Source organism: Gallibacterium genomosp. 1 (genome assembly GCF_000771875.1).
GTDB lineage: Bacteria > Pseudomonadota > Gammaproteobacteria > Enterobacterales > Pasteurellaceae > Gallibacterium.
Genome location: NZ_JPXX01000009.1, coordinates 111,905 through 118,763 on the forward strand (window position 1 = coordinate 111,905; position 6,859 = coordinate 118,763).

Here is a 6,859-nt window from a genome sequence, read left to right on the forward strand (position 1 = left end):
CAGATGAGTGATAAAAAAACTGATACCCAATTAACAGAGAAAAAGCCAACCAAGTTGAAATTAAAACGTTCAACACACAGCACCTTAACAGTGCAACAAAATGGTAGTGGCAAAAGCAAAGAAGTAAAAATTGAGACACGTAAAACACGTGTGATCGATACTCACGCTAAAGAAGAAGCGGAAGCTAAAGCGAAAAAAGAAGCGGAAGCCAAAGCACAAAAAGAGGCGGAAGCCAAAGCGCAAAAAGAGGCGGAAGCTAAAGCGCAAAAAGAGGCGGAAGCCAAAGCACAAAAAGAGGCGGAAGCTAAAGCGCAAAAAGAGGCGGAAGCCAAAGCGAAAAAAGAGGCAGAAGCCAAAGCGCAAAAAGAGGCGCAAGAGCAGGCGAAAAAAGAAGCTGAACAGGTGAAAGTGGCAGATGCTACAAAAGCTGAGACAACCAAGAAAACCGCTGTAAAAGACGAAAATAAACAGAAACGCAAAGCGGAAGAAGAGGAATTTCGTCGTAGAGCAGAAGAAGCCGCACGCCAAAAAGCGGAAGAGCAAGCTCGCAAAGCGGCAGAAGATGCCAAACGCTATGCTGATTTTGAAGATGACAATTTTAGCGATGATGATGTGGATGACTATTCCGATTATCACTTAACCTCTTCTTATGCTCGTGAGGCTGAAAATGAAGAAGAGCGTCGCAATGAAAATCGTGGTCGTGGTAAGAAAGTAGCGAAAGCGAAGAAAAACAATCGTGACGAGGAGTCTTCTAAAAACGAACGTGAAGCGAATCGCCGTAATAATCAGCAACAAAATGCGAAAGGTAAGAAATCTAATCGTAAGAGTGCATTGCAACAAGGTTTTACTAAACCGGCACAACCTGTTACTCGTGATGTCGTGATTGGTGAAACCATTACTGTCGGTGAATTAGCGAATAAAATGGCAGTGAAGGCGACTGAAGTAATCAAAACGATGATGAAAATGGGAGCAATGGCAACCATTAACCAAGTTATCGACCAAGAAACAGCACAATTAGTTGCTGAAGAAATGGGACATAAAGTGGTGTTACGCCGTGAAAACGAATTGGAAGAAGCGATATTAAGTGACCGTGATATGAATGCGGAAGCAGAACCACGTGCGCCAGTAGTAACCATAATGGGACACGTTGACCACGGTAAAACTTCATTGCTTGACTATATTCGTAAAGCGAAAGTGGCTGCAGGCGAGGCAGGAGGAATTACCCAACATATCGGTGCTTATCACGTGCATACACCAAACGGAGATATTACCTTCTTAGATACTCCAGGACACGCTGCATTTACTTCTATGCGAGCTCGTGGTGCGCAAGCTACTGATATTGTTGTGTTAGTTGTAGCAGCGGATGATGGTGTAATGCCACAAACTATTGAAGCAATTCAACACGCTAAAGCGGCAAATGTGCCATTAGTAGTGGCAGTAAACAAAATTGATAAGCCTGAAGCTGATCCAGATCGAGTGAAAACTGAACTTTCACAATATGGTGTTATTTCAGAAGATTGGGGTGGCGATACTCAATTTGTTAATGTTTCAGCAAAGAAAGGCATTGGAATTGATGAGCTATTAGATGCTATTTTGTTACAAGCTGAAGTGCTTGAGTTGAAAGCGGTCAAAGATGGTATGGCAACAGGAGTTGTTATTGAGTCTTACCTTGATAAAGGTCGAGGTCCAGTGGCAACAGTATTGGTGCAATCTGGCACATTAAACCGTGGCGATACTGTACTGTGCGGATTAGAGTACGGTCGTGTGCGTGCAATGCGTAATGAAATCGGTAAAGAAGTAAAAAGTGCCGGTCCATCTATTCCGGTAGAGATTTTAGGGCTTTCCGGCGTGCCTTCAGCTGGGGATGAAATGACGGTTGTTCGTGATGAGAAAAAAGCTCGTGAAGTCGCATTATATCGTCAAGGTAAATTCCGTGAAGTGAAATTGGCTCGTCAACAAAAAGCGAAACTTGAAAATATGTTCAGCAGTATGACTGAGGGCGATGTTTCAGAATTGAATATTATCGTTAAAGCGGACGTTCAAGGTTCGGTAGAGGCTATCTGTCAAGCATTGTTAGAGCTTTCAACTGATGAAGTGAAAGTAAAAATTGTTGGTTCAGGTGTAGGTGGAATTACCGAAACCGATGCGACTTTAGCCGCGGCTTCTAATGCTATCATTGTTGGTTTCAATGTACGTGCCGATGCTTCAGCACGTAAAGTGGTTGAAGCGGAGAATCTTGATCTTCGTTATTACTCCGTTATTTATGATTTGATCAATGAAATCAAAGCGGCATTAAGCGGTATGCTTCAACCTGAATTTAAACAGGAAATTATCGGTCTCGCAGAAGTACGTGATGTGTTCCGTTCACCGAAATTTGGTGCAATTGCTGGTTGTATGGTAATTGAAGGGGTAGTTAAACGTCATAATCCAATCCGTGTGTTACGTGATAATGTGGTGATTTATGAGGGAGAACTTGAATCGTTGCGACGCTTTAAAGATGATGTGAATGAAGTGCGTAATGGTATGGAATGTGGTATCGGCGTGAAGAACTATAACGATGTTCGTGTCGGAGACCAAATAGAAGTATTTGAAACTGTTGAAGTAAAACGCTCAATTGAATAATAGCTGAGCATTATCAATAATAGGAAAGTGAGTGGCGGTAAATGTCGGCATTTACTTTTAAAAAATAAACTCAGAATCACTTAATGGAATAAATTTTTAAGGCGGTAATTATTGCCGCTTTTTTATTAAGGAGGCAATTATGGCAAGAGAATTCAGCCGTGCACAACGAGTTGCACAAGAAATTAAAAAAGAGATTGCAGTTATTTTGCAACGTGAAGTCAAAGATCCTCGAATTGGTATGGTAACTGTTTCTGATGTAGAAGTATCGAAAGATTTAGCTTATGCTAAAATTTTTGTTACTTTTCTTTTTGATGAGGATGAACAACAGATAGAACAGGGAATGGAGGGATTACATAATGCCTCACCTTATATCCGTTCGTTATTGGGTAAAGCAATGCGTTTACGTATTGTGCCGGAATTACGTTTTGTTTACGATAATTCGCTGGTTGAAGGAATGAAAATGTCTAATCTAGTGACAGAAGTGATTAATCGGGATAAAGCAAAACATCACGAAGATCAGGAGTAATGGTGGTAAAGAAAAAAGGACGAGATTTACACGGTATTATTCTGTTGGATAAACCGCAAGGCAACAGTTCAAATGGAGTAATGCAACAAGTAAAGCGTTATTTTCAAGCAAATAAAGCTGGTCATACAGGGGCATTGGATCCGTTGGCGACAGGAATGTTACCTATTTGTTTTGGCGAAGCGACCAAGTTTTCGCAACATTTGCTTGATTCCGATAAATGTTATTTGGTTACAGCAAAACTAGGTGAACGCACAGATACTTCCGATGCAGAAGGCACTGTGGTGGAACGCAAAGCAATTAATGTGGACTTAGAACAAATTAAATTAGCATTGCCTCATTTTACTGGTAAGTTACAACAAGTGCCAACAATGTTTTCTGCACTAAAATATCAAGGGAAACCGCTTTATGAATATGCGCGTGCAGGTATTACTGTTGAGCGTCAAGCTCGACCAATTACTATTTTCTCAATTGATTTTATTGAATATCAGAAACCTTATCTCACTTTATCAGTGCATTGTTCAAAAGGTACTTATATCCGAACATTGATTGATGATCTCGGTGAATATCTTGGTTGCGGTGCACACGTTACAATGTTGCGACGTACCAAAGTAGCGAATTATCCTTATGAAGCAATGGTAACAATGGAACAGTTGGCAGAATTGGCACAAAGTCAGGATTTTACTGCTTTAGATAAATTGCTATTGCCAATGGATACTGCGGTTGCGAGCTTGCCCAAATTGATATTACCCTCGCAACAGGCTGAAAAATTAATATGTGGGCAACGTATCAAATTGACGCAACCATTAGCCACAATGCACTACCGAATTTATGATGAAAATACACATTTTATTGGGGTAGCGGAGATAGTTAATAATGTGCTACACCCTCGTAGATTGGTCAGTCAAGTTGCAAGAGAAGATTAAACAAATTTAGGAAAAATAGTTTAAAAATTTGTCTAAAAAAACATCATTTGGAGTGTTTTGTGTTTTTTTTATGCAAAAAAAGTGTTCTTTTGACTGTTTTTTAGGCTAAAAAATAAATAAAGGTTGATCAACTACCCAAGTTGGCGTAGGATTTGCCCCGAAATGAGGTCGATTAGACTTACATTTTCTTAAAAAGTTCACAGTAACTTAAAAAATTTTTATAGAGGTATTAATTATGAAAAAAACATTGATTGCACTTGCAGTAGCAGCAGTAGCAGCAACTTCAGCAAACGCAGCTGTAGTTTATAATCAAGACGGTACTAAAGTTGAAGTTGGCGGACAATTCCGTGTTAAATTAACAAAAGATTCTAATGAACGTATTGATCTTAAAAACCCAGGTTCACGCATTGACATCAAAGCATCTCAAGATTTAGGTAATGGCTTCAGTGCATTAGCCGCTACTCAATTACGTTTTTCTTCAAGAACTGATGGTGAGTCTAATGATGATTTCAATGACATTGAAGCTCATGATGTATATGCAGGATTTGCTTATGATCAAGTGGGTACATTAACTTTCGGTAAACAAAATACCAACCAAGATGATTTAGGTATTTCTGACTATACCTATGATTTAGGTGATGTGAAAATGACTCACAACCATGATGATAAAGCGGCTAAATTCCGCAGTGTAGAATGGAATGGCTTTAGCTTCGGTGCAGATTATTTCTTCGGTGATGCTAAAAAAGATTCTGCCACAGAACAAAATGGTAAAGGTTGGGGTGCAGCATTATTCTATACTGCTGAAGTTGCCAATGATACTACTTTAACTGTAAACGGTGGTTACACTAAAGTTAAGAAATTCGATAGAGCAGATACTACAAATTCTGGTGATTACAATGTAAGTTCTTATGTTGTTGGTGCTGAATTAGCAAGCGGTCCATTTGCATTAGCAGTTGACTGGTCTGAAAAACACTCTACTAACGGTACTGACGCTTTAGATTTTGGTGTTGGTGATCTTGAAGATTCTTTCCACAAAATCAAAGCATTAGAAGTGGGTGCTAAATATAACTACTTAGAAAATGCGAAAGTATATGGTGAATACCAATACTGGAAAGCAACTCCAAACAGTGGTGATGATAAAGTAACTATGAATGGCTTTATCCTTGGTACTGACTACTGGTTCACTAAACAAGTTGTAACTTACTTAGAAGCTGGTACATTCAAATATAAAAACCAAGCTGATGAATCAGATAGAGATAATAAAATCGGCGTTGGTTTCCGTGTTTATTTCTAATTTAATTTGTTAGTTGTGAAAACCCCGGTCAGTTGATCGGGGTTTTTGTTTTTTGTCTGATTATTTCTAATGAGAAAAAAAGGGAATGAGAGCTAAGAAAATAGTGTATTTGTCAATTCTCATTACTGTAAGATCTTTGGACAGTAAAAAGACTTCTCCTTGTTATGCTCGAAAAATGATAACTTTCTGCCTAAAATCTATTTCTATTCTGGCAAGTTTAAGCTTATTGAAATTTGTGGGAAATTTGATTAGTCAATAATAAAAAACCCCGAGAAAACTCTCGGGGTATAGAGGTATGTTTAACAATTAGAATAAGACACGTAATCCTACACGTAATTTATGGTCTCTTGCTGATTCACCATCAAATTTAGCTTTTGCTGTACCTGCTTCAAAGTAAGTAATAACGTTTTTAGCGAATTTATAATCTGTACCTAAGATAAATTCATTTACTTTTACTTTCTCTTCTACATTAGCAAATTTTCCTTGACGATAAATGTACTCACCGTAAACGGAAGCGTTATCTAAATAATCATATTTAGCACCAACTTCTAGTTGTTGTAGTTTGTTCACAGGTAATGACACTACTGTACCACTTGAATGAGGTGCAATAATATCTAAAGAATTTACATCATTAGTTGCTTTAGCTTGAGAATAATCCACACCAAGAGCAAATTTTCCGGAAACCACTTCAGCGCCAACAGTAAATGCTTTTTGTTTAAACGGTTCTACATAATTATTCGAATCATTATTACCTCGTTTGGTTTGAGTATATCCAGCTTCAAAATTTAAGGCAGTATCATTAGCCACGTTTACAGTATAGAATGCTGAAACACCGAAACCTGAGTTATCATTGTAGGTATTTCCTAGTGTATCTTCAGTGTTTGGATTACCAAAGTAATAATCTAAACCAAATTGGAAACCAGCAAAATCAGCACTACGGAAACGAATATCTTTGTTCGCTTCTGTTACTGTGGTATTTACCCCACCAAGATCATAGGTATAATCAGAAACACCAACATCATCAAGGTTAGTTAATTGGCGACCGAATGTTAATTGACCAATGCCCTCTTTGGCAAAGCCAGCATAAACACGACGTACTGTAACATTATCTTGATCGCCTTTAAGACCAATTTCTAAATGACCTAATGCACTGTAGCCATCACCTAAATCCTGATTTACTTTTGCGTGAATACGAGATGAACCATATTTAAGATCTGCTCTCTCATTTTTATCTTTAGATAAAATTAGACGAACTTGTCCACCAACATCAACTTTAGTACCATCTTGATTATAAACTACGGCTGCGTTTGCGGAAGTGGCTGCTACTGCTGCAACTGCCAATGCGACTAATGTTTTTTTCATAATTGACACCTCTGTGTTAATTGTTACTTTGCTTATCGCTCCGTAACAGTAATAAACAGATGCCCATATTTTTTTAGTTATTTATTTGATGAATCAAGGATCAGCAAATTTTTATGCCCTTTTCGCTAAGTT

General features: G+C 38.4%; 5 protein-coding genes. 4 read left to right on the forward strand and 1 reads right to left on the reverse strand.

Annotated elements, in window-relative coordinates:
• Positions 1-3: 3 nt before the first annotated feature.
• From infB to JP36_RS03785, 4 genes are all read left to right on the forward strand, one after another.
• On the forward strand, positions 4-2,622 hold the full coding sequence (gene infB / locus JP36_RS03770) for a translation initiation factor IF-2 (protein WP_039172080.1): 2,619 nt from the start codon (positions 4-6) through the stop codon (positions 2,620-2,622).
• 139 nt (positions 2,623-2,761) lie between these two features.
• Positions 2,762-3,148 (forward strand): 30S ribosome-binding factor RbfA, encoded by a 387-nt coding sequence (gene rbfA / locus JP36_RS03775; protein ID WP_039136323.1) that lies wholly within the window; start codon positions 2,762-2,764, stop codon positions 3,146-3,148.
• Positions 3,148-4,071: a tRNA pseudouridine(55) synthase TruB gene (gene truB / locus JP36_RS03780; protein ID WP_039172081.1), complete on the forward strand. Its 924-nt coding sequence runs from the start codon at positions 3,148-3,150 to the stop codon at positions 4,069-4,071. The genes rbfA and truB overlap by 1 nt, the downstream gene beginning before the upstream one ends.
• A gap of 235 nt (positions 4,072-4,306) precedes the next feature.
• Entirely contained in the window at positions 4,307-5,365 is a 1,059-nt protein-coding gene (locus JP36_RS03785; protein WP_039172083.1) for a porin, read from the forward strand.
• A 306-nt stretch (positions 5,366-5,671) separates the two neighbouring features.
• On the opposite strand, the gene JP36_RS03790 is transcribed toward JP36_RS03785, so the two are convergent.
• The gene (locus JP36_RS03790) at positions 5,672-6,727 is read right to left on the reverse strand and encodes a porin (protein ID WP_039172086.1); all 1,056 of its coding nucleotides are present in this window, start codon (positions 6,725-6,727) and stop codon (positions 5,672-5,674) included.
• Positions 6,728-6,859 lie beyond the last annotated feature (132 nt).

Bases quoted from the DNA above. Each gene is read 5' to 3' on its own strand.
- infB (WP_039172080.1), top strand. From the start codon at position 4: ATGAGTGATAAAAAAACTGATACCCAATTAACAGAGAAAAAGCCAACC.
- JP36_RS03785 (WP_039172083.1), top strand. From the start codon at position 4,307: ATGAAAAAAACATTGATTGCACTTGCAGTAGCAGCAGTAGCAGCAACT.
- truB (WP_039172081.1), top strand. From the start codon at position 3,148: ATGGTGGTAAAGAAAAAAGGACGAGATTTACACGGTATTATTCTGTTG.
- JP36_RS03790 (WP_039172086.1), bottom strand. From the start codon at position 6,727: ATGAAAAAAACATTAGTCGCATTGGCAGTTGCAGCAGTAGCAGCCACT.
- rbfA (WP_039136323.1), top strand. From the start codon at position 2,762: ATGGCAAGAGAATTCAGCCGTGCACAACGAGTTGCACAAGAAATTAAA.